The 22,120-nt window shown below is 62.3% G+C and carries 18 protein-coding genes; 7 read left to right on the forward strand and 11 right to left on the reverse strand.

Translation table 11 applies throughout. The features are described from left to right. Positions 1-62 precede the first annotated feature (62 nt). From art_RS18055 to art_RS22405, 5 genes are all read right to left on the reverse strand, one after another. Positions 63-680 carry a PH domain-containing protein gene (locus art_RS18055; RefSeq protein WP_038467136.1) on the reverse strand — a complete coding sequence of 206 codons (618 nt, stop codon included), beginning with the start codon at positions 678-680 and terminating at the stop codon, positions 63-65. A 235-nt stretch (positions 681-915) separates the two neighbouring features. Then, entirely contained in the window at positions 916-2,181 is a 1,266-nt protein-coding gene (locus art_RS18060; protein ID WP_052136745.1) for an ROK family transcriptional regulator, read from the reverse strand. Positions 2,182-2,272: 91 nt separating this feature from the next. Continuing rightward, positions 2,273-3,745: a xylulokinase gene (gene xylB, locus art_RS18065; protein WP_038467139.1), complete on the reverse strand. Its 1,473-nt coding sequence runs from the start codon at positions 3,743-3,745 to the stop codon at positions 2,273-2,275. 4 nt (positions 3,746-3,749) lie between these two features. Further along, a complete protein-coding gene (xylA, locus tag art_RS18070) occupies positions 3,750-4,940 on the reverse strand; it encodes a xylose isomerase (RefSeq protein ID WP_038467142.1) in 1,191 nt (396 codons plus the stop codon). Between the two features lie 526 nt (positions 4,941-5,466). After that, entirely contained in the window at positions 5,467-5,634 is a 168-nt protein-coding gene (locus art_RS22405) for a hypothetical protein (protein WP_157875345.1), read from the reverse strand. Between the two features lie 426 nt (positions 5,635-6,060). Between art_RS22405 and art_RS18080 the strand changes: the two genes are divergently transcribed. Together art_RS18080 and art_RS18085 are read left to right on the forward strand one after the other, a co-directional pair. Next, positions 6,061-7,008, forward strand: a complete 948-nt coding sequence (locus tag art_RS18080) for an aldose 1-epimerase family protein (RefSeq protein WP_052136746.1) — start codon at positions 6,061-6,063, stop codon at positions 7,006-7,008. Between the two features lie 199 nt (positions 7,009-7,207). Beyond that, positions 7,208-8,713 (forward strand): SulP family inorganic anion transporter, encoded by a 1,506-nt coding sequence (locus art_RS18085; RefSeq protein ID WP_038467148.1) that lies wholly within the window; start codon positions 7,208-7,210, stop codon positions 8,711-8,713. A gap of 81 nt (positions 8,714-8,794) precedes the next feature. Here the strand turns inward: art_RS18085 and art_RS18090 are convergent, their stop codons facing one another. After that, positions 8,795-9,532: a hypothetical protein gene (locus art_RS18090; protein ID WP_157875346.1), complete on the reverse strand. Its 738-nt coding sequence runs from the start codon at positions 9,530-9,532 to the stop codon at positions 8,795-8,797. A gap of 77 nt (positions 9,533-9,609) precedes the next feature. Further along, the gene (locus art_RS18095; protein WP_157875347.1) at positions 9,610-10,080 is read right to left on the reverse strand and encodes a hypothetical protein; all 471 of its coding nucleotides are present in this window, start codon (positions 10,078-10,080) and stop codon (positions 9,610-9,612) included. A 184-nt stretch (positions 10,081-10,264) separates the two neighbouring features. On the opposite strand from art_RS18095, the gene art_RS18100 reads away from it, so the two are divergent. The 3 genes from art_RS18100 to art_RS18110 all read left to right on the forward strand — a co-directional run bounded on the left by art_RS18100 (position 10,265) and on the right by art_RS18110 (position 15,252). Beyond that, on the forward strand, positions 10,265-13,390 hold the full coding sequence (locus art_RS18100) for a DUF3427 domain-containing protein (RefSeq protein ID WP_052137005.1): 3,126 nt from the start codon (positions 10,265-10,267) through the stop codon (positions 13,388-13,390). Between the two features lie 80 nt (positions 13,391-13,470). Further along, positions 13,471-14,283 (forward strand): hypothetical protein, encoded by an 813-nt coding sequence (locus art_RS18105; protein WP_038467158.1) that lies wholly within the window; start codon positions 13,471-13,473, stop codon positions 14,281-14,283. Between the two features lie 45 nt (positions 14,284-14,328). Beyond that, a complete protein-coding gene (locus art_RS18110) occupies positions 14,329-15,252 on the forward strand; it encodes a site-specific DNA-methyltransferase (RefSeq protein WP_052136747.1) in 924 nt (307 codons plus the stop codon). 687 nt (positions 15,253-15,939) lie between these two features. Here art_RS18110 and art_RS18115 read toward each other — a convergent pair. From art_RS18115 to art_RS18125, 3 genes are all read right to left on the reverse strand, one after another. Beyond that, on the reverse strand, positions 15,940-16,335 hold the full coding sequence (locus art_RS18115; protein WP_038467161.1) for a hypothetical protein: 396 nt from the start codon (positions 16,333-16,335) through the stop codon (positions 15,940-15,942). A gap of 154 nt (positions 16,336-16,489) precedes the next feature. Continuing rightward, positions 16,490-16,855, reverse strand: a complete 366-nt coding sequence (locus tag art_RS18120; RefSeq protein ID WP_038467164.1) for a hypothetical protein — start codon at positions 16,853-16,855, stop codon at positions 16,490-16,492. Between the two features lie 54 nt (positions 16,856-16,909). After that, positions 16,910-17,329, reverse strand: a complete 420-nt coding sequence (locus art_RS18125) for a hypothetical protein (protein ID WP_038467166.1) — start codon at positions 17,327-17,329, stop codon at positions 16,910-16,912. A gap of 243 nt (positions 17,330-17,572) precedes the next feature. Here art_RS18125 and art_RS18130 point away from each other — a divergent pair, with 243 nt between their 5' ends. Further along, positions 17,573-19,084 (forward strand): acetyl-CoA hydrolase/transferase family protein, encoded by a 1,512-nt coding sequence (locus tag art_RS18130; protein ID WP_157875348.1) that lies wholly within the window; start codon positions 17,573-17,575, stop codon positions 19,082-19,084. A gap of 493 nt (positions 19,085-19,577) precedes the next feature. Next, entirely contained in the window at positions 19,578-21,095 is a 1,518-nt protein-coding gene (locus art_RS18135) for a hypothetical protein (RefSeq protein WP_038467169.1), read from the forward strand. Here the strand turns inward: art_RS18135 and art_RS18140 are convergent. Next, positions 21,092-22,102 carry an NAD(P)/FAD-dependent oxidoreductase gene (locus art_RS18140; RefSeq protein ID WP_253901403.1) on the reverse strand — a complete coding sequence of 337 codons (1,011 nt, stop codon included), beginning with the start codon at positions 22,100-22,102 and terminating at the stop codon, positions 21,092-21,094. The genes art_RS18135 and art_RS18140 overlap by 4 nt on opposite strands. Between the last annotated feature and the right edge of the window lie 18 nt (positions 22,103-22,120).

The following is a 22,120-nucleotide window of genomic DNA, read 5'->3' on the forward strand; positions in this document are numbered from 1 at the left end:
AGAGGGCGTTATCTAACATCTCGACATTGATGGTCAACAGGTGGGTGGCTTGTGGAGACCCACTATGTCAGTGTGCTTGCCAGGGCGAGTACAGCCAAAAGGATACCGACGACGGCGGCCGGCACGTTCCAGCGGCTCGTCACCTTGCCGAGGCGGCCGGGCTGGGAGGCGGGCTGGCCGGGGGAGGGGGCTCCGGCGTCGTGCTTGGGCTGGTGTTGGGCGCGCTCCCAGGCATCCCAGGCGGACTGGACAACGATTTGGGAGTGGGGAAGTGCTGCGACGGTGCGGCTGCCGTCGGGGGTGGACTGCATTTTCGGGCCGAGCCTACCGGAGCCGGGGGCGCCCCAACTGGGGATGAGCCCGGCGCTCGTGTCGAAGCTGACGGTGTGGAGCACGCGCAGGGCGGTCAGCTCGCTGAAGGGGACGGTGTGCTCGCGCAGGATGTTGACGACGCGCACTCCGTCTTGGTTGATGAGCAGGCGCGGGCGCCACAGGAGCACGTGGACGCCCCAGGCCGTGAGGAGCAGCCACGGCAGGAACGCCCAGATCGACGCCGGGCTGCCGGTCATGAGCAGGTTGACGGTGAAGAAGGCACAAAACGCCCAGGCGGCCACAGCCAGGACGCGGGTTGGTGCGGAATAGACGGCGGTTGTGCGCGGGGCTGCGGGGGCGTTTTCCATGGTGGTTCCAGAATGCCAGAGTTTGGGCCTGTGGCCCCACACCGCCCCGCACCTCTCCGTGCCGCACCGCGCAGCCGCATGTCCGCCCCGCCTCACCCGTGAACTTGCAGTTGATGCGCTCCCAATGCGCTGGGAGAGCATCAACTGCCAGTTCATGGAGGCGGAGGGAGAAGCAGCGGGGCGTATGGAGCTGGTCGGGGGATTGAAGTGGACGGAAGGCGACCGCCGGCACCGTTCAGCCGGTGGGGGCTACCTGACCGTCAGCACCGTCAACGCCGTTGACTTCTGCGATGCTGGCCGGGTCGGCGAGCACTGAGGCGAACGCCTGCTGGGCGGCACCCACCAGAAGCAGGTCGAGGCCGAGGGCGGCTCGGGCGAATCGGACGTCGTCGCGGGGGCCGATCATGGCCTTGGACTTGACCGATGCTGCCATGCGCTCAGGATCGGTGGCGTAGAGCGTGCCCAGGAAACCGCCCAGAATGATGAGCTCCGGGTTGAAGACATTGACAACACTGCACAGCGATTCGGACAGGAAATCGACTTGGCGGTGGACCAGCTCAAGCAGCTCCGGCGCGGGCCCCTCAGGCCGGGTAAATTGGCCCAGCAGTGTCTCATCCAACTTCTCCATGTCGGTGCTGCCCAGGTTCAAGGCGGCAAGAAGGGGTGCCTGTCTGACCTCCGTCTCGAGGCAGCCTTTTCTCCCGCAGTGGCATTGCACGCCATTCGAGTTCACCATGACGTGGCCGATCTCGCCGGCGAATCCGTTGTGCCCCGTCATGGACGTGTCGCCGACGGAGATGCCGCCGCCGATACCGCTGGCCCCGCCGTTGAGGTAGATGTGGTCCCTGGCATTGCGTCCGGCCCCGAAGGTGCTTTCGGCGATGAGGCCGGTTGAGGCGTCATTGGCGACAATGACAGGGAGGTCCAGTGCCATGTTGAGCATGGTCGAGAGCGGCACGTTGTGCCAGTCCAGGTGGGGGGCCAAGATGACTTCGCCGTCGTGCTCACGGACTAGTCCCGGCACGGCCACGCCAACACCGACGGTGCGGAAAGAGCTGTCGAGTTCCCCTCGCATGCCGGCAACGACCGCACCGACGATGTTCACCACTTCTTCCGGCGTTGGCACACGGGCTGTGTCGTAGCGGATTCGCTTGAGCACCTTGCCTGACAGTGACACAAGGCCAATGGTCACGGCATCAATTTCGGGGTTGACGGCAATGGCGACCACGTCTTCGCGGGGGACGATGATGGGGCTGGGCCGTCCGGCATGGTGCGTCATGCCCGGTTCGCGTTCTTCCACCAGTCCCAGTGAGACGAGCTCCGCGACCAGGCCGGCAATGGTGGATCGGTTCAGTCCGGTGGCACGGGTGACGTCGGCCCGTGAGAGTCTGCCCTGCACATGCGCCAGGTTCAGGACAATGGCCAGGTTGTTACGCCGGACGTCGTCGAGGTTGTTGCCCCTGCGCGTGGGCCTTGTTGCTGAAGGCTCCCGGACTGCCACTCAAACCACCTCTTTCGACACGCTTTTTATGTAGAAGCGGCCCGCCTCATGTTACCCGAGCCTGCTCGGAGCCAGGGCAGGCCGCCGTCGGCTACTGGGCCTTGAAGACGGAATTCGCGGCCTTCTTGTAGTTGGCCAGGATCTCCGGCCGGTGATCGGCGGCGGGGGAAGTGATCGTCGCCAGCGGCCATTCGGGCCGGCTGCCGTCCAGCATCCAGGCGGCCTGGACGGCGGCGCCGCGGGCCACGTATTCCCCCGGCGTTGGGATGATGACGGGCACGTCAAACACCTGCCCCGCCACCACCTGCACGGCAGTGTTCTGTACGGCACCGCCAATGAGCAGCAGTCGGCTGGCCGTGACGCCGGTTGCGGTGATGGCCTCAAGCCCGCCGGCCAGCCCGCACAGCATTCCCTCGATCGCTGCACGGGCAGTGTTTTCCCGCGTGGTGGAGGCGATGCTCAGGCCATGGAAACTGGCCGTGGCGTCCGGCAGGTTCGGTGTCCGCTCACCCTCAAAATAGGGCACAAGAACGACGCCGGCACTGCCGGGTTCGGCGGCCAGCGCCAGGTCCGCGAACTCATCAAAGGTGACGCCGAGCAGGCCTGCCACCGAGCTGAGGATGCGTGCCGCATTGAGCGTGACGGCGATGGGCAGGAAAGCCCCGGAGGCGTCGGCGAAACCGGCGACGGTTCCCGTGGGGTCGTTGCTGGGACCTTCGGCGACGGCGAAGACCGTGCCGCTTGTACCAACAGACACCACCACATCCCCTTCCGCCGCGCCCAGTCCGAGGGCCCCGGCAGCGTTGTCGCCGGCACCTGCCGCCAGCCGGACGCCGTCGGGCATCAGGTCAAAGAGGGTGGGGTGCACCGTGCCCACCGACTCATCGGGGGCGGCGACGCGGGGCAGGGTGACGGCACCGCTGGCGGGTGAGGAAGCCTCGCGGGCGGGCCTGCCGAACGCGAGCTCGAACAGTTCAAGGTCATAGGAGCCGGTCGACGGCGACCAGTAGCCGGTGCCGGACGCGTCGGAACGGTCCGTGGTCAGCTGGTCCAGGTCGGGGCCCAGCGGACTTTCACCGGCGGGGCCATATCCGCGAAGCCGCCAGCTGAGCCAGTCGTGGGGGAGTGCGACGGCGGCAACCCGGGCTGCGTGCTCGGGCTCGTTGTCGCGAACCCAGCGGACCTTGGTGATGGTCAGTGACGCCACCGGGACGGAGCCGCAGCGGCTGGCCAGTGCGGTGGCGCCCACCTCGGCGACAAGGTCGGCGGCGGACGGGGCGGAACGGGTGTCGTTCCACAGTAGGGCCGGGCGGATCACTTCGCCGTCGGAGTCCAGCAGGACCATCCCATGCTGTTGGCCCGCAATGGAGAGGACGGAAACATCAGCCAGCCCTCCGGCGTCGTGCACGGCAGAGCGCAAGGCATCCCACCAGAGGGACGGATGGATCTCCGACCCGTCGGGGTGAGAGGCCTTGCCGCTGCGGACGGTGCGCCCGGTGCCGGAATCAACAACAACAACTTTGCAGCTTTGGGTCGAGGAGTCGACGCCGGCAACGAACGCCATTGGGTTACCTCGCGCCGAGCAGGTGCTCGAGGAACAGCTGCTGGAGCTTGACGAAGCCGAAGCCCTTGCCGCCGAAGTACGGGGCGGCGTCGAAGTCTTCGTAGGAGGACTTGTCGGCGATGAGGGCGTCGTAGCTTTCGCCGGGGTTCAGGGTGGGCTGGTTGATCTCGTCAACCTTGGAGAATGCCAGGGCTGCCTGGACCTCGGGATCGGCGCGGAATGCTGCGGCCCGTTCCTTCAGCAGCAGGTACATGCGCATGTTGGCGGCAGCCGAATCCCACACGCCGTTGATGTCCTCGGTGCGTGAGGGCTTGTAGTCGAAGTGGCGGGGGCCGGTGTAGGCCTGGCCGCCGTTGGGGCCGCCATTTTCCAGGAGGTCGACGAGGGAGAAGGCGTTCTGCAGGTCGCCGTGGCCGAACACCAGGTCCTGGTCGAACTTCACGCCGCGCTGGCCGTTGAGGTCGATGTGGAACAGCTTGCCCTGGTAGAGCGCCTGGGCGATGCCGTGGGTGAAGTTCAGGCCTGCCATCTGCTCGTGGCCGGTCTCGGGGTTGATGCCCACCAGTTCCGGGCGTTCGAGCGTCTCGATGAATGCCAGGGCGTGGCCGAGGGTGGGCAGGAGAATGTCGCCGCGGGGTTCGTTCGGCTTGGGCTCGATCGCGAAGCGGATGTTGTAGCCCTTGTCGGTGACGTAGTCGCCGAGCAGGTTCACTGCCTCACGGTAGCGTTCCAGGGCGCCCTGGATGTCCTTGGCGGAATCGTATTCGCTGCCTTCGCGCCCACCCCACATGACGAAGGTTTCAGCGCCCAGTTCGGCGGCGAGGTCGAGGTTTTCGATGACCTTGCGGATGGCGAAGCGGCGCACGTCGCGGTCGTTGGAGGTGAAGCCGCCATCCTTGAACACCGGGTGGCTGAAGAGGTTGGTGGTGACCATGGGGATGACCAAGCCCGTGGAATCCAGGGCGCCCTTGAGCCTGTCAATCTCGGTGCGGCGCTCGGCGGCGGTGGCTTCGAAGGGGAACAGGTCATTGTCGTGGAAGGTCATGCCATAGGCGCCGAGGTCGCTGAGCTTGTTGACGGCCTCCACGGTGTCCAGCTGCGGGCGGGTGGCCGAACCGAACTGGTCCTGGGCATTCCAGCCGATGGTCCAAAGGCCAAAGGAAAACTTGTCTTCGCGTGTGGGCTCAAGAGCCATGGGGTGCCTCCAAGGTGTGTGTGCAGATCTTGTTAATAAGTTCTGACTACAAACATATGACGCGATTGGGGGCGTGTCAATGACCTTGTGTTGTTTTGTTTACTGTGGACTTGCCCTGCGGTTTGGGGGTTTATGACTGCGACTTGGTGTCAGTCGGCTTTTGTGGCCACCTGCGTCAAAATGGCTTGATTGTGGCTTGCATGGCGGCTGGCTGGCGTGCGGCTGTGGCGGCGATGGCGTGGGCTCGGATGTTCGGCGGCTGCTAATGCGTGTCGCATTCGTGCAAGTGTGGCGGCAGGTATCTCTGGGCAAATGCGCAGCCTACTGTTTTGCCCATGTGCATGTCCCGAGTCGAGTTTATCTGTGCGCTCAAACTTGGCCCGGCGCGGCGCCACTGTCGATGCTGCGGGAGCCAGGCGTTTGAGCGTGCGCATGCCCAGAGTGGACTTTTCCCATGAGCTGTCAGGTCTGCCGGGTGGGCGCATGAAGTGGAGTGCTCGACGGCGAAGAGCCTCGCGCGGGTGGTTTAGAGCTTGTCGGGCTCTGTTTCGGACTCCTGCTCGAGTGCCGATGCGTGTTCGTTTATCTCGGCGATGTCAGGGGTGACCATCTCGGAATAAACTTCCGCCAGGTGATCGCGTGAGGGGCTCTCGTGGATCAGATCTTTGTCGTCGTAGTCTGGGTTCTTGCTCATAACCACACCATAGTCCTGGCCTGGCGGCTTGGCCACAGATTGATGGGTGAGCGCGCCAGTGGTTGAAGTTGCCGGCCGCGGCAAACCACCGAATTTACCTCGGCTTGCAGCGAATGATGAACGCCACTTGGTGTGTCCGGCTGGGGCGCGAAGGTCGAGAAGGGTTGACCCGAAGACGCTGGATGGGGCGGTGTTGAACTAGGTATTGTCACCGCGTCCTGGCTCCAAAGCCGAGCACTGTGCTCCGGGAGGGAACCACCCGGCGAATGGCTTGAAGCTGACTTGCGATGGCCTGAACCTGGGTTGTCCGGAATTTGTGGCCCCGAGTGGACGGCCCTTGACAGCTCTGCTGTGAGCGCTAACACTAGGTCGGAAGAGTTTATGGGTCGCCACGGGGACACGGCCCCCATTCACCAAGGAGTTTTGATGGAAACCACTGTACTTCTCGCTAACCCAGGGCAGCAGTCGAGCGCCAACGGAGCCGTGTTCCGGATTGCTGCCGGGGAGTATGCCGCCAGTTTCACCTCCCGCGGTGCCGCACTGTCGGAACTGCAGTTTGCCGGACGTGACCTGGTGGTGCCGTTTGACCCTGAACTGCCCATCCCGGACTACCGTGGCATCATTGCCGCGCCGTGGCCCAACCGGGTTGCCGATGGGGCCTACCGCTGGGAGGGCGTGGTCCAGCACCTGCCGCTGAATGAACCGGACCGTGGCACGGCCCTGCACGGGCTGGTCTTTGACCGGCTGTGGGAGGTGGAGACGTACGACGCCGAATCCCTCACCTTGCGCTGTGAGATTGACGCGTCCAGTGGCTATCCCGGGCCGCTGGCCCTCGTGGTGGAGTACCGGATCGATACCGATGGGCTGCACACAACTGTGACCGCCAGCAATCCCGGCGTGGCGCGGATCCCGTACGGCGTCTGTCCCCATCCTTACTTGGTGGCCGGACCCGCGCCACTTGATGAGTGGACACTGCAGGTAGATGCCGCCGAGTTCCTTGACGTCACGCCCGACCGGCTACTGCCTCTGCAACTGCACCCTGTGGACGGTCATCCCTTCGATTTCCGGATCACCAAGATCATTGGCTCCACGGAGATTGACCACGCGTTCACAGGTATTGCTGCCGACATCACGGGCACTTCGGAGTTGACCGTTACCGACCCCTCCGGCAGTCATGCGGGCATGCGTTGGGATGCCTCATGCCCGTGGTTGCAGATCCACACGGCCGACAAACCGGACACTGCCAGCAGTCGCCGGGGTCTGGCGGTGGAGCCAATGACCTGCCCGCCGGATTCCTTCAACTCTGGTATGGACCTGATTGCGCTGGAACCGGGTGCATCTCATGCCGCCAGTTGGACCATCTTCGGCGGCTAGGAGTCGCTGAACAATAAGAGTGAGCCAGAATTGGTGCGATTTACGGCGTGGGCGGCGTGATTCCTGCCGTGTTCAGTTTCATCGAACGAGTCCTTAGACTGAACGCGATTCCTGAAGCCTTTACGCTCCGTGACTCGTTCGCAAGTCGGTTGCGTTAAGGTGGAGGAGCCCACCCGACCGACCCCGAACGGAGCCAGTCATGGCCGCCAGCACCAAACAGGCGCAGGCCCCAACCCCCGAGCAGCTCCAGTCCGTATGGGGGACCCTGAAGTCACCGCGCAGGCTGAAGACTGAAGTCCTCGCCGGGCTCGTCGTCGGCCTGGCGCTCATCCCTGAGGCCATCGCGTTCTCCGTCATCGCCGGCGTGGACCCCCGGATCGGGCTCTTCGCGGCCTTCACCATGGCCGTGACCATCGCCTTCACGGGCGGCCGGTCCGCCATGATCTCGGCGGCAACCGGAGCTGTGGCGTTGGTGATCGCCCCCTTGGTGAGGTCGCACGGCGTCGACTATCTCATTGCCTGCGTGATTCTTGCCGGGGTCATCCAGATCATCCTGGCGGTGTCCGGCGTTGCAAAGCTGATGCGGTTCATCCCGCGTTCGGTCATGGTCGGCTTCGTCAACGCCCTGGCCATCCTCGTGTTCATCGCACAACTGCCGGAACTCATCGGTGTGCCATGGCTCGTGTACCCGATGGTGCTCGCCGCTCTGCTCATCATGTTTGTCCTGCCGCGGTTCACCCAGGCGGTGCCGGCGCCGCTTGTCGCCATTGTGGCGCTGACGCTCGTCACGGTCCTGGGGGCCATCGCCGTTCCAACGGTGGGGGACAAGGGCGCGCTGCCCGACTCGCTGCCGACGGCCGTGATCCCCAATGTGCCGCTGACCTTCGAAACGCTCCAGGTGATCTTCCCGTTCGCCCTCGCCATGGCGTTCGTGGGGCTGCTCGAATCCCTCATGACCGCCAAGCTCGTGGACGACATCACCGACACCCGCTCCAACAAGACCCGCGAGGCCTGGGGCCAGGGCGTCGCCAACATTGTGACCGGCTTCTTCGGCGGCATGGGCGGCTGCGCCATGATCGGGCAGACCATGATCAACGTCAAGGCATCGGGCGCCCGCACCCGTATCTCCACATTCTTCGCCGGCGTCTTCGTGCTGCTCCTGGTGGTGGTGTTCGGCGATGTCGTCTCAATGATTCCGATGGCCGCGTTGGTCGCCGTGATGATCTTCGTCTGCTGGGCAACGTTTGATTGGCACAGCATCCGCCTGCGCACCCTCAAGGCCCTGCCGAAGAGCGAAACCTTCGTCATGGTCGCCACGGTCATCGCCACCGTCGCCACGAACAACCTGGCCATCGGCGTCGGCACGGGCACCTTGCTGGCAATGATTTTGTTCGCCCGCAGGGTGGCGCATTTCGTCACCGTCGAACGCATCGAGGGCGACAGCGAAGTCACCTACGTCGTCAACGGAGAGCTGTTCTTCGCCTCATCCAACGATCTCTACACCCAGTTCTCCTACGCGCTGGACCCCGACCGCGTCATCATCGACATGCGCGAATCCCACCTCTGGGACGCCTCCACCAGCGCCACCCTCGACGCCATCACCGACAAATACCGCCGCCACGGCAAGGACGTGGAAATTGTCGGCTTGAACGACGCCAGCACCCGCATGCGCGAGCGCCTCGCCGGAAAACTGGGCAGCCCCTAAAAACCCTGTCGCAGCAAGGGCGGGTTTTCGAGGAACCGAGTCGCACCTTTGGTGCTTTTGAGAAGTACGACGGCGGCCATCTCACCCAGGCGGGCTGCCCGCAGTCGGGCCCGAGACCCTATCCGATATCCAGCCCAGCTCAAAGGGGTCTTCGCAGGCACGGCCCCAGCGCAGGCCCCCGAGCAGCATGGCTGTTGCCAACGATGATTCGGCTACGAACATGTGCCAGTTGGGATTCGACTTCTTTGGGGGAGACCATCCATAGTCCTCAAGGTATTCGACCTCGAGCGGCCAATCGTCAGCAGGCAGGAATTCATTGGAGACCACCTCGATGTGGAAGCCGTTGTTGATGGGCCGCAGCTGGCCATGGACACGGTAAGGCTTACCGGTCTCGTAGTCGATGTAGATGGTGTCTCCATCCTTGAGCTCCTGAACATCGACATTGAATGCTACATGGACCAGCTCCCAATATTTCTCCATGTCCTCCGGACCCGGCCTGGTTTCAATGCCGGGAGGCTCGGGGACAGCCAGTGGCTGTAGAAATGCTTGGCCCGGCTCCCCGGTTAGGACCAGAAAAGCAGTGTCGTCCACGTAGGCGCGGTGCCGGTTGCCCACATCCATGCACCGTGTCCAATCACCATGAATGGCGATGATCTCCGTTGGAAGCCCATCCGCATCGAGGTCCGTTGCCATTGAAACCGGCCAGCCCTGGGCATCGGTGGCCTGTTCCACGCATGCGAGACACAGGAAGTTGCCGGCGGCCAGCCCGGGCTCCCTTTGGCCCTTGCAGTGAGGGCACACTGTAGTGTCGCTGCTCATGCCACCAGTGTAAAACGTGGGTCTGACAATGATACGGGTTCGTGTTGGTGCGGACGCTGGTGGATGCCCGGTCTGGGCTACTCAGCACCCGGCACAAAAAACGTCGTTGAACACAGCCTCGAGCCGTCCAGCATCACAACCCACTCATAGCTGGACCCGGGAGGCAGCGGCAGCCCACCGGGAAAATTCAGCACAATGTTCGATGTCCCCGGAAACCCCATGGGCGGCTGCTGCACATCGGGCCGGACCGTGTGACGGAAATCCACGTCCTGGTTGAACCGCATCATGTTCGGCCCGTCGGGGCTGGGCACGCTGACAGGCTGCCCGTCGGTGTCCACGAGCACCACCTCCACCGCGGCCGACGTCTCATCAAACATCGGAATGCTCACCGCAATATTCACGTACACGGCAAACGGCGCGGTCAGTCCGCTTTCCGGATCTGAGCCGAGAAACTGAATGCCGCCGCCAATAATATTAACCTTCCCCGCGGCATCGACGTTCACAAAATCCGCGATCAGCACGGTCCCGCTGCCAGTACTCGAGCTCATCGTCACGTGCGGCCCTCCAAGCCTCTCAGCAATTCCCCGGGCGGGAACACTCCCAACAATAGGCGCACCCGTCGAGATTAGGGCCTTGATATGAAGCCACTACTCCGTATCGTTCGTCTTTGTCAGACCCAGCACATAGCCTGGCCTGGTGAACACTTTTGATGGGGAAGACTCGCAGGAACTGCTGCCGGAGGGGCTCTATGAGCTCCTCCATACAAATGGTCTAAGCGCACGGCTGAGGGCCGTCCCGGATCTTGAAGCCACAAGCACCGACATCAGCAGCGATGTTTCACCTGAAGCGTTGTCCCGGCACGTTGCTGAAGCTGTGAAACGCCTCCTCATCGATACCGACGCGGGCGATCGGGTTGCAAAGGTAAACCAGCTCCTCACGGTCATAGATCCGGAAAACCAAGTCACCCCGGGACCTCTGCAACTGGAGTCGCTCCATCGGCCAGATGCGCTCAAGCGACGCCAGCTCCGCAGGCCTACTACAAAGCTGAGCGACAGCGCGCTCCTCACCAATGGCAAGGACGATCCCAATCTCGCTGCCGAGATTCGTGCGGAGATCGAGTCTGCCGACACCGTGGACCTGCTTTGTGCGTTTATCCGCTGGACCGGCATCCGCCTTTTGGAACCATCCTTGGATGCGCTCAAGGCCCGAGGCGGAAAATTCCGGGTCATCACGACGACCTACATGGGTGCCACTGAACGGCGCGCCATAGACCAATTGGTCAATCGTTATGGTGCCGAGGTGAAGATTAGCTACGAAACGCAAGCCACCAGACTGCACGCGAAAGCTTGGCTTTTCCACCGCAAAACAGGATTTAGCACGGCATATGTTGGCAGTTCCAATCTAAGCAGTGCAGCAATGCTTGACGGACTCGAATGGAACGTGCGGCTATCCAATATTGGGACGCCATCACTGTTGCAAAAATTCGCCATCACCTTTGACAGCTATTGGGAGCAGCGCGCCTTTCAGTCGTACGATCCGGAAACGGACGCGGACAAGCTGGATGCGGCACTCCTGCGGAACGGCGGCACGCTGACCCCTGCTCCCAGTGGATACACAGGACTTGAGGTTGCGCCATATCTGCACCAAATCGAAATGCTTGAAGACCTTGAAGCAGAGCGCAACAAAGGTCTCCACCGAAATCTACTTGTAGCCGCGACCGGCACCGGGAAAACCGTGATCGCTGCTCTGGACTACAAGCGGCTGTGTGAGGCCGCGGGCAAGGACCTTTCATTGCTCTTTATCGCCCACCGCAGGGAGATCCTCCAACAGTCGCTGTCAACGTACCGCAACGTCATGCAGAGCGGCTCATTCGGTGAACTTTTTGTCGGCAAACACAAACCGCAGGAATGGCAGCATGTATTTGCCAGCGTTCAGTCGCTGAATGCCAGGAAGCTGGCAGCGTTTGACCCGTCCAAATTCGATGTGGTTGTCATTGACGAGTTTCACCACTCCTCAGCGAAGACATATCGGAAGCTCATTGACCACTTGACTCCACAGGAATTCCTGGGACTGACGGCAACTCCCGAACGCGGCGACGGTATTCACGTAGCGGACGAGTTCTTCGACGGCAGGACTGCGAGTGAGCTTCGCCTTTGGGATGCTCTCGACGCCGACCTTCTGGTCCCCTTCCACTACTTTGGCGTTTCCGATGGCGTCGACCTGAGCGCCCTGGATTGGAAGCGCGGGTCATATGACCTCCAACAGCTCAGTGACGTCTACACCGGCAACGACGCCCGTGCCGCCAAGATCATTAATGAGATGCAAGGCAAGGTCACAAGCACCGAGCACATGCGGGCGATCGGGTTTTGTGTATCAGTCCAGCATGCCAAATACATGGCCAACGTATTCAATAAGGCCGGGATTAAGTCGGCGGCTGTATCTGGACTTACCGACGACGACGAACGCACCTTGGCGCTGAAACAATTGCTCAAGCGTGAGATCAACTGCATCTTCGCCGTCGACCTCTTTAACGAGGGTCTGGACTTGCCGCAAGTGGACACCATTCTCCTATTGCGTCCAACACAAAGTGCCACGATATTCATTCAACAGATTGGGCGCGGACTGCGGCGGGCCAAAGATAAATCAGTCCTGACCGTCATGGACTTTATTGGTCAGCAGCACCGGGAGTTCAGGTTTGATGTCCGCTTCCGTGCCATGACGGGATACGGTCGGAAACAATTGGAAAAGGCCGTCGAGGAGGAATTCCCGTTCCTTCCGTCGGGCTCACAAATTGTCTTGGATCGCGTCGCCAGGGATGTGGTGCTGACCAATCTGAAAGCTCAGCTCAAGCTCAACAAGCTAAAACTGGTCGCTGACATCAAGTCCTACGGCGAATTGTATTTGGCCGATTACTTGGCAAAGTCTGGCCATGAGCTCAAAACAATTTACAAGTCAACCAAGAACTCATGGACGGAATATCTCAGACTTGCCGGACTGGTGGAGTGGATGTCACCGGCAGAGGCCGCAATCGCGGGCAAACTCTACGACGTCGCCTCTGCCGAAGAAAAGAAGTTGTTGACCCGGATGGCATCACTAATCCACGTTGACGACCGTGAACGTGCTGATGCCTACTCCAAGATTGTGGCGGAAGACTCGCCTGCATACGCCGAACTCACCCCGAGAGAGCAGACATATGCGCGGATGCTTTTCTTCACATTATGGGACAACGGCGGTGGATTCGAAAGCTACGACGAAGGCTTCACCACATTGCGCAATTTTCCGTTTGTCTGCAGCGAGATCGCCCAGGTTGTGGCACTTGGTGCAGCATCCTCCAAACGCACTGGAAAAAGCCTCGGTGGAAAGCTGGCCTGGTCTCCGTTACAAAGCCACCTTACATACGGGCGGTATGAAGTTCTCGCCGCCCTTGGTGCGAAATCCCTCGATACAATTCAGCAAACGAAACTGGTCAGCATGGGCGGTGTGGCTTGGTGCGAACAGAGCAGAACCGACGCCTTCTTCGTCACTATTAATAAGGATGAAGCCAACCATTCGGCAACAACCATGTATAAGGATTATGCGCTGAGCCCAGATATTTTTCATTGGGAGTCGCAGAATGCCACGTCGCCATCCAGTCCTGTAGGCAAACGCTATCTGGACCCGAGGGGCCATGACTCACAGGTGTTGATCTTTACTCGGGATACGGCTGATGATGAAACCGGACTCACCATGCCTTACACCTCTCTTGGGCAAGTCGACTACATCCAACACAAGGGCGAGAAGCCCATCGCGATCACATGGAAGCTCCACCGTCCAATGCCGGCTGATGTCTATGCGGATGCGGCGGCGGTGGCGCAGTAGTCGGTTTTTCGTCACGTACTGTCGCGTAACTTTTCACCGTGCCACAGTGGAAAGGTACCCGCTGCTACAGGAGGACCACTGTGACCATTCGAGATAACACCAACCGCCGGCTCAAAGAAGTACTGGACATCATGGCCGCCGGATCGTGGCTGGATGAGAAGCCCAACGGGGGAGAGGTTCTGGCAGAGGCGGCCACGCGCATCCCGTTCACCAAGGAAAAGTCCGAACTCCTCAGCGGCGGCATTCCCCGGGGACACAAGAACCTGACGAAGGCCACAGCCGATCTAGTCAAGGCAGGCTGGATGACGAAGGGCCGCGGTGGCTGGGAGATCACGGACAACGGGCTGCGTGCAACCGTCGCCTTTGACACCGTGGAAAAGCTTGCCGACGCCCTCAACAGCGGCACCTTGATTCCAGCGGGCACGCCGCTTCCCGAGAAGCCTGCGGAAAAGCCGGCAGCGAAGAAGACAGCCTCCAAGCCCGCTGTAAAGAAGGCCCCGGGCAAAACGCCCGCCAGGAAACCGTCCACCAAGGCGGCCACCGCCAAAGCCGCCGGAACAGGCGAAACGAAGGTGTCCGGCGTCGTACTTGGAAACCAGCCGACATCGGTGGCGCTGGCCGGAACCTTCGGCGAAGCGCTCGGTGCGGAGAACTGGGATCCGGACCACGCCAAGCTGCAGATGACGCTGCAGGAGTCGGGCACCTGGCTGCTCAGAGCCGAGCTGCCGGCCGGACAATACAGCTACAAGGCGGTGCTGAACGGGTCGTGGGATGAGAATTACGGTGCGTTTGGAGCGCTGGACGGTGCCAATCACGAGTTCACGCACGACGGCGGACCCGTCACCTTCCACTACAGCCACGCCACGAAGGACGTGCTGCGCGGGGACCAATAACCCCACCGGTTTCGGCACTGCAAGCTGCCGCGCTAGCCTTGATCCATGACAACGGACGCGAGCGATTCCCCACTGGGCACTGCCCCGGCAGCAGCCTGGCATGCGGAGGGTGGCAATGTGGTCGCGGAGGGCGACAACCTCAGCTTTCTGGGCACACTTCCGGATGAGAGTTTCCGGCTGATCTACATCGACCCGCCGTTCAACACCGGCAAGGTCCAGGCCCGGCAGAACATGACGAACGTGCGCAGTGAAACCGGCTCGCGCGTGGGGTTCAAGGGGCGCAGCTACGACACCATCAAGGGCCTGACGCTCAGCTACAACGACCAATTCGGTGACTACTGGGAATTCCTGGAACCCCGGCTCGAGGAGGCCTGGCGCCTGCTGACCGACGACGGCACCCTCTACCTGCACCTCGACTACCGCGAGGTCCACTACGCGAAGGTGCTGCTCGACGCGCTCTTCGGCCGCGAATGCTTCCTCAACGAGATCATCTGGGCCTACGACTACGGCGCCCGCTCCAAAAAGCGCTGGCCCGCCAAGCACGACAACATCCTCGTGTACGTCAAAAACCCGAAAACGTACTACTTCAACAGCACCGAAGTGGACCGCGAACCGTACATGGCGCCCGGCCTGGTCACGCCCGAAAAGGTGGCGCTGGGCAAGCTGCCCACCGACACCTGGTGGCACACCATCGTCTCACCCAATGGCCGCGAAAAGACCGGGTATCCGACTCAGAAACCTTTGGGGATCCTGCGGCGCATCATCGCGGCCAGCACCGAACGTGGCGACTGGGTGCTCGACTTCTTCGGCGGCTCCGGGACCACCGGCGCTGCGGCTCTCGAACTTGAGCGGCGGTTCGTGATGGTGGACCAAAACCCGGAGGCCATCGAGGTCATGCGGGCGCGGCTGGATCCTGAACTGGTCACCTTCGTTAAGCACGAGGGCGGGACGAACGACAACGCTGGTTGAGCTTGTCGAAATCCTGGAGTCCCGTTCCGGGCTGGGTCTTCTCCGCGTGAAGCGACCCCTGTAACTTGGATTCAACGAATGATCTTGAGGATTCAATGCAAAGTGTGTGAATAGTGCCAAGCTGAGTAGTGTGCTGCTGTGCGCCGGGATGCAGGGTGGCTGGTTATGGAATGGGTAACCAATACGTCTGCCATCGAAACTGCATTTGAGGCAGTTTCAAAGCTGACTAGCCTGCACGATGAGGTACTTCGACTCTACGAAGATCGGGTTACGCGCCAGGATATTGCGGACCGCACGTCAACGACTCGACAGGCTGTAGGCAACTGGGTTCGACAAGATTGGCGAGCGGAAGGCAATTCTCCATTCCCGGATCCGTACAACGTTGTTGGCGGAGGCGTCTGGCTTTGGTCCGAGGTCAATAAGTGGCTGGCCTAGGTCGGCAAAGGCGATGGGCTCGCTCATCCGACAACCGAAGATTACGGCATTGCCAATGCTGCGCTGCACGCGCATAGTTTTCCGGTGACCACATAGATTCGCAGCGGCGTCCGGCGCCACTGTCCTTGCTTATGTCGTATGCCCGGACGGGTGCGGTGGCGGAGTTCCAGGTATCCACTGGTGCAACCAGCAGTAGGTGCTGCGGCGATGGCGAAAACACCCCGGAAGGTGCTGCGGCGTTTGGGAAGGCCGTCAGCTCAACGGAATCAGCCACGCCACCGTGAGGTAGATGCACATGGCGACGGTCAGGGCGCCGGTGAGGATGGCAGCGACCCAGAGGGCCCGGCGTCGTGATTTAACGGCAAGGCCCAGTAACGGCGGGAAGGCGGCCATGGACAGAACGGCAAGGAGGCCAAGAATTCCCAGTGCCACGCTGGATGCAGCGACGGTGGAATCCAGCGACCCCGTCATGATAATTGCCGACAGCAAGGCCAGTAGTATCACGGGGTAGGCCAGCAACGCCCAGCCAACAACGATGATGCCGACGGTCCACCACACCGAGCGGTGCGGTTTGGGCGGGGCGGCGGGGGCCTGGGAGCGGGCGACGGCCAGGCGCTGGGACGGGATCTCTCGGTGTGGTCGGGGCATGCTTAACTTTCTAGCAGTTGAGTCTGGGTGGGGGCTGTGCCTGCCAGGCTCCGCCGCCGGATGTGCAGGAGCGTCGGGGAGAAGTGCCCCGGATGTGCAGGAGCGTCGGGGAAAAGTGCCCCGGATGTGCAGGAGCGTCTGGGGGTGGGGAGGGTCAGCCGAGGTTGCTGAGCCAGCGGAAGATGAAGTACACAACCACGCAGAGCGTGGGCACGCCCGTGATGATGGCCGAGCGCCACATGGCGCGTTCACGGAACCGGACTGCCTGGCCCAGCAGATGCGGGGAGGCGACCATGGCGAACATCAGCACGGCGCCGACGAACATGAGCGCGATGTTGCGGGGGTCCCACATGCCGCGGTCGGGCCTCATGACCTCGGCAAAAATAATGACCGACATCAGGATGATCGGCAGTGCCACCACCAGCCACGTAACGAGCGAGACCACCGTGCCGACCAGCTGGGAACGTTGTGGAGCCAGTGCTGCGCCGTGGGATGCCGGGGGGCCGGAGGTGTCAGTCATACTCTATTTCTACCAGTTGGCGGCCAGGATCTTCAGTTCGTTGCGCGGTCGACGTCAGAGAAACGCGTTGGTAATCAGGTCGTAGCCGATGAAAATCACCGGCAGTGCCAGCAGCGCCGTGACCAGCCAGGCCCACCCCTTTTTCGTGGCTGCGGCAAAGCCCAGGAACACCGGACCCACCACCATGCACGCAATGATCAGCATGACCACGGGAATGTTGCCGCCCTCCGTGGAGCCGGCGCAGCTCGAGGCACCCGACGACAGGCAGTCATTCACCAGACGGATGTACGCACCCAGCGCCATGATGGGGATGATCGCCAGCGCCCAACCGCCCACCGCCAGCCCCACGCCGAGCCCGATGTTGTGCCCCTTGGCTTCGGCTGTGGGGGCTGCGGGCAGGGGCGTGCCGGTTGCGGGGTCGTTCTGGATCCAGCCCCTGGACTCTGTGAAACGTTTGGGCTTGTTCTCGGCCATGGTCAATTTATGCCACACCCGTGGCCCTCAGTCCAGTGAATGGATTATCCCCTGCGGTTTCGCCGTCACCCAAGCACGACGGCGGGAGGCCCGTTGCCGCCGTTAAGGTGCGTGTCGCCGTCGTACTTAATCTCGAGTAAAACTGTAGACGCGCTTCTCAGCTGGGTGTATCCTGCATCACCGCCTATAGTGGTCTGGGTGACATTTGCCGGATGTCCGCCGAACTTTTGAAAGAGGAGCACTGTGCACGATCGTATCCGCCATGCCGGGTTGTTGGAGAAGCGAATGTCAGCCGAGGCCGCAGCCGCGCTGATCAAGCCGGGCATGACAGTGGCCATGAGCGGCTTCACAGGCGCCGGCTACCCGAAGGCGGTCCCGCAGGCGCTCGCCGCGCAGATGGAAGAAGTGCACGCCGGCAGCGGATCGTTCAAAATCAAGGTGCTGACCGGCGCGTCCACCGCGCCCGAGCTTGACGGCGTCCTGGCCAAGGTTGGTGGCATGGAACTGCGCCTGCCTTACATGTCGGATCCGGCGCTGCGCAAGCGGATCAACGACGGCGAACTCGACTACATGGACATCCACCTCAGCCACGTGGCCCAGCACACCTGGTTTGGCTTTTACGGTGGCATCAACATCGCCATCATTGAAGTGGTGGGCATTCGCGAGGACGGTTCGCTCATTCCGTCCTCGTCGGTGGGCAACAACAAGACGTGGTTGGACATGGCTGACGCCGTGATCCTTGAGGTGAACACGCAGCAGTCGACGTCGCTGGAGGGCATGCATGACGTCTACTACGGCACCGCCCGCCCGCCGCACCGCAAGCCCGTGATGCTGACGGCGCCGGAAGACCGCATTGGCCAGCCGTACCTGGACGTTGACGTCAACAAGGTCATCGCCGTTGTGGAAACCGATGCACCGGACCGCCTCTCCGCCTTTGCCGCACCCGATGAGGCCTCCAACCAGATTGCTTCACATTTGCTTGATTTCCTGGACGGTGAGATCAAGGCCGGGCGCATGACCGACAAGCTGCTGCCGCTGCAGTCGGGCGTGGGCAACATTGCCAACGCCGTGCTGGCAGGGCTGTCGCGCGGGGGCTATCGCGGGCTCAAGGCGTACACCGAGGTCATTCAGGACGGCATGCTGGAGTTGATCAAGGACGGTACCATCGGCTTCGCCTCCGCGACCTCCTTCTCCCTGTCCGAGGCCGGCATTGAGGAATTCAACCGCAACGTTGACTTCTACCGCAGCCGCATCCTGCTGCGCACCCAAGAAATCTCCAACCACCCCGAGCTGATCCGCCGCCTCGGCTGCATCGCGCTGAACGGCATGATCGAGGCCGACATCTACGGCAACGTGAACTCCACGCACGTGGTCGGTTCGCACGTCATGAACGGCATCGGCGGCTCCGGCGACTTCGCCCGCAACGGCTTCCTCGGCGCGTTCATGTCCCCGTCGACGGCAAAGGGCGGCCGCATTTCGGGCATTGTGCCGATGGCCAGCCACGTGGACCACACCGAGCACGACACCATGCTCCTCATCACCGAGCAGGGTCTGGCCGACATGCGCGGACTGGCGCCGAAGCAGCGCGCCCGCCTGATCACCGAGAAATGTGCGCACCCGGACTACAAGCCCATGCTCGAGGACTACTTTGAGCGTGCCTCACGCGAATCCTACGGCAAGCACACCCCACACCTGATGGGTGAGGCGCTCTCCTGGCACCAGCGCTACATCGAGACCGGCGACATGCGGCCGTAAGTACGTCCTCCGTTCGCTGGGTTCGCCCGTTGTCGAGACGGGTTGCCGTCCACTTTTGCTGGCCAATCCCCGCATCGTGCCGTCAACTCGCAGTAGATGCGCTCAAATTGAGAGTCGAGCGCATCTACTGCGAGTTGACGGCCAAGATCCACAAAATGCCCCGTTCCCGCACCTCTACAGCTGCGCGAACGGGGCATTTCTGCGTTTCGGCGTGGTGCGGGAGCAGATAATATGATTCGCACCCTGTCCGCAGTGGTGGATCATATAATCTGCCCCGGGGTGAGGCCGCGGCCTGGATCTCGACGAGTTCGAACCTCGGGTTGGCGGGATCCCGGCGAGCTCGATCAGCGGGTGTCGGGATCAGCACCCCTCAACGGGCGAGCGGCGGGCACCCGGCCCGGCAGCCGCCGTCGTGCGAGGGAAGCCATGGCGCAACTCGACTTACCGGCTGGGCATGGGCAGAATGAAAGTTCAGCTAACTGGAGGAGCGGTCATGGCGTATCCGATGTCACGGGCGGTGACGGGGTCGGCGACCGTTCCGCTGCCAACGTCTCCTGTGGTGTGGGCGGGGTATGTACGCAAGACCATCCGCGCCTGCGTTGTCGTTGCGCTGCTGTGGGCCTTGGCCGTGGCGATGCTCGGCTTCTTCTCCCCTTTGGAGATCAGCCGCGTGTTCGACGACGTCGCCCACTTTGTGCCTGCCCTGCTGTTTGTCATTGGGCTGATTGGAGCCCTGGGTCTGGGAAACGAGATTGGCAAGGATTTCAAGCACGTCCTCGGCTACGGGGTGGTCAAGCGCAATTCCGAGTTCCACGGACACACCGTTGTGCCGCGACGTGGACGTCGGCTGGCGTACGCGGCTGTGCTGAGCGGATGGCTGCTTGGCTGCATTGCGGCGGCCGTCATTCGTGCCGTGAAGGAAGACTGGCTGGGCCTGTTGTTGCTGGTCGGGCTCGCCGTGGTGCTGGTGGTGCCCACCGTGAAGATGTTGCGGTTGGCCCGGATCATGTGGCGCAAGGCCGTCGCCGAGCGCCGAACAAACGCGGATATTGTGCGTGACGGCGAGCACACAATCGGGACGGTTGTGGCCGTGACCAACGAGGAATTCATTGTTGACGACAGGGCGATGTTTCACGTTGATCTGGAATACCGGACGGGAGGAAGGCTGGAGACAGTGCGGATCCGCTTCTTTGACTACCCGGTCTGGGCGCCTGCCATAGGCAACGAATTTGATGTGTGGAGCGATCCGGAACGGCCGTTTGTGCAGGACCGGATCCTGCTTGAACGTCGGTACGTGGGCCAGAAATTCATGAATCTGGCTGACGAACCGGTTCCCGGCTCGCACATGAGTGGAGATGCGGCACCGCATCCGGAACCGGACGGCACGGTCTCCGGGAGCACCGCCAGCAGCTTGCTGCGATCGCCGCAGTGGATGGCCGATGAGGCCCACGAGCCATCCACGCCCAAGGTTGCGCAGCGGACCCGCCTGCTGATCGGCATCCCGCCCAATCTCATCGCTGTGTTGGCGCTGCTCGGCACGCTGCTGGTTCCGTCCATGATCGAGGACGTCCCCTGGTGGACCCTTGCCGCGCTCTGGCTGTACACGGTGCTGACCATCGTCAACGCCGCAATTTACTGGCAGTTCATGCTGCGCCGGCGCTGGTTCCTCCGCTCCGGGGTGTCGTTTGGTGCCACGGAGGCGGCCGTGTTTGCCGGCTTCTTTGCCGCGGGCTTCGCCATGCTCACCACGCACTCCATGGTGTTCGCGCCGCTGAACCAGGAGATACCCTGGACGGCAGCCCATGTGCTGACCTGGGCTGCCGTCATCGGGGCGCTGCTGGTGTTTGAGTGGGCTTTCACCAGCAACGCGTGGGCGCTGAAGCACCTCAACGCCGAGTTCCCGGCGCCTCCCGAGGCGATCCAGGAGGCGCTGACAGGCCACAAAACCGACGGTGTTGACCAGCTCGAGCGCGACTACGGCTACCGCGCCGGTGTTTTCCTCTGCAACTAGCCGACGGGGGCGCCCAGCACTTCTGCCGGACGGCCCGCCGCAGCTTCCGCTTCATGTGCGGCCACGGCCTGCTCAAGTTCCTGCGCCATCATGTCCATGTTGATGGCCACCGCGGCGTTCGCCCCGGCCTGGGCCGCGGCCAGCACAGTGACTTTCATATCCGTGACATTCCCGGCCGCCCACACACCGGGAACGGCTGTCAGCCCCATCTCGTCGGACTCCAAGATCTCCCCAAATGGGTTTGGTACCGGCACCAGACCCAGTTCGCCCAGGAAGGCTGCCCGTGCCATGACCCGTGACTGGACAGTGAGCGCCTGGACCGGATGGCTGGTGCCGTCCGCCAGTTCGACGCTGCTCACCGCATCATCCACAGCGTGAACCCTGGCGATTATCCCCTCAACTATCGTGATGCCTCGGGCGGCCAGCTGTTGGAGTTCGACGTCGGATGGCTGGGGCGCGCTGTTAAGGAACAGCGTGATGGTGGGTGACCATTGGCGGAAAAGCAGCGCCTGATGGACGGCCATGGCACCGCTGCCGATGACACCAATGGCCTGGTTCTGAATTTCCCAGCCATGGCAGTACGGGCAGTGGGCCACGTCCTTGCCCCAGCGTTCGCTGAGTCCTTCGATGTCGGGCAGCTCATCCGCCAGCCCTGTGGTGACGAGGATTCGTGTGGCCTCAAGGACGTCACCGCCATCGAGTGAAACGCGGAAGCCGCCGTCCATGCGCTGTGCGCCCGCAACGCTTCCCTCAACGACGCGGACGTCGTAGGGGGCCAGGTCTGCCCGGCCCTGTCGGAGGAGCTCAAGGGGAGAAACGCCGTCGCGCGTGAGAAAACCGTGCACGCCGTGCGCCGGGGCGTTACGCGGCTGGCCGGCGTCGATGACAGTCACGGACCGGCGTGAACGGCCCAGGAGAAGTGCCGCGCTGAGTCCGGCTGCTCCGCCGCCGATGATGATGACGTCTTGCATGATGTCCGCCTTCTGATGGGTTGCTGTGTCCTTCAAGCGTGCACCCGGGCATGT

Origin of the sequence: Arthrobacter sp. PAMC 25486 (genome assembly GCF_000785535.1) — a bacterium.
Taxonomy (GTDB): Bacteria; Actinomycetota; Actinomycetes; order Actinomycetales; family Micrococcaceae; genus Specibacter.

Excerpts from the sequence above, each read along its gene's own strand:
- art_RS18090 (WP_157875346.1), bottom strand. The coding sequence starts at position 9,532 with ATGAGCAGCGACACTACAGTGTGCCCTCACTGCAAGGGCCAAAGGGAG.
- art_RS18085 (WP_038467148.1), top strand. The coding sequence starts at position 7,208 with ATGGCCGCCAGCACCAAACAGGCGCAGGCCCCAACCCCCGAGCAGCTC.
- art_RS18080 (WP_052136746.1), top strand. The coding sequence starts at position 6,061 with ATGGAAACCACTGTACTTCTCGCTAACCCAGGGCAGCAGTCGAGCGCC.
- art_RS18125 (WP_038467166.1), bottom strand. The coding sequence starts at position 17,329 with ATGGCCGAGAACAAGCCCAAACGTTTCACAGAGTCCAGGGGCTGGATC.
- art_RS18120 (WP_038467164.1), bottom strand. The coding sequence starts at position 16,855 with ATGACTGACACCTCCGGCCCCCCGGCATCCCACGGCGCAGCACTGGCT.
- art_RS18110 (WP_052136747.1), top strand. The coding sequence starts at position 14,329 with ATGACAACGGACGCGAGCGATTCCCCACTGGGCACTGCCCCGGCAGCA.
- xylA (WP_038467142.1), bottom strand. The coding sequence starts at position 4,940 with ATGGCTCTTGAGCCCACACGCGAAGACAAGTTTTCCTTTGGCCTTTGG.
- art_RS18055 (WP_038467136.1), bottom strand. The coding sequence starts at position 680 with ATGGAAAACGCCCCCGCAGCCCCGCGCACAACCGCCGTCTATTCCGCA.
- art_RS18095 (WP_157875347.1), bottom strand. The coding sequence starts at position 10,080 with ATGAGCTCGAGTACTGGCAGCGGGACCGTGCTGATCGCGGATTTTGTG.
- art_RS22405 (WP_157875345.1), bottom strand. The coding sequence starts at position 5,634 with ATGAGCAAGAACCCAGACTACGACGACAAAGATCTGATCCACGAGAGC.
- art_RS18115 (WP_038467161.1), bottom strand. The coding sequence starts at position 16,335 with ATGCCCCGACCACACCGAGAGATCCCGTCCCAGCGCCTGGCCGTCGCC.
- xylB (WP_038467139.1), bottom strand. The coding sequence starts at position 3,745 with ATGGCGTTCGTTGCCGGCGTCGACTCCTCGACCCAAAGCTGCAAAGTT.
- art_RS18135 (WP_038467169.1), top strand. The coding sequence starts at position 19,578 with ATGGCGTATCCGATGTCACGGGCGGTGACGGGGTCGGCGACCGTTCCG.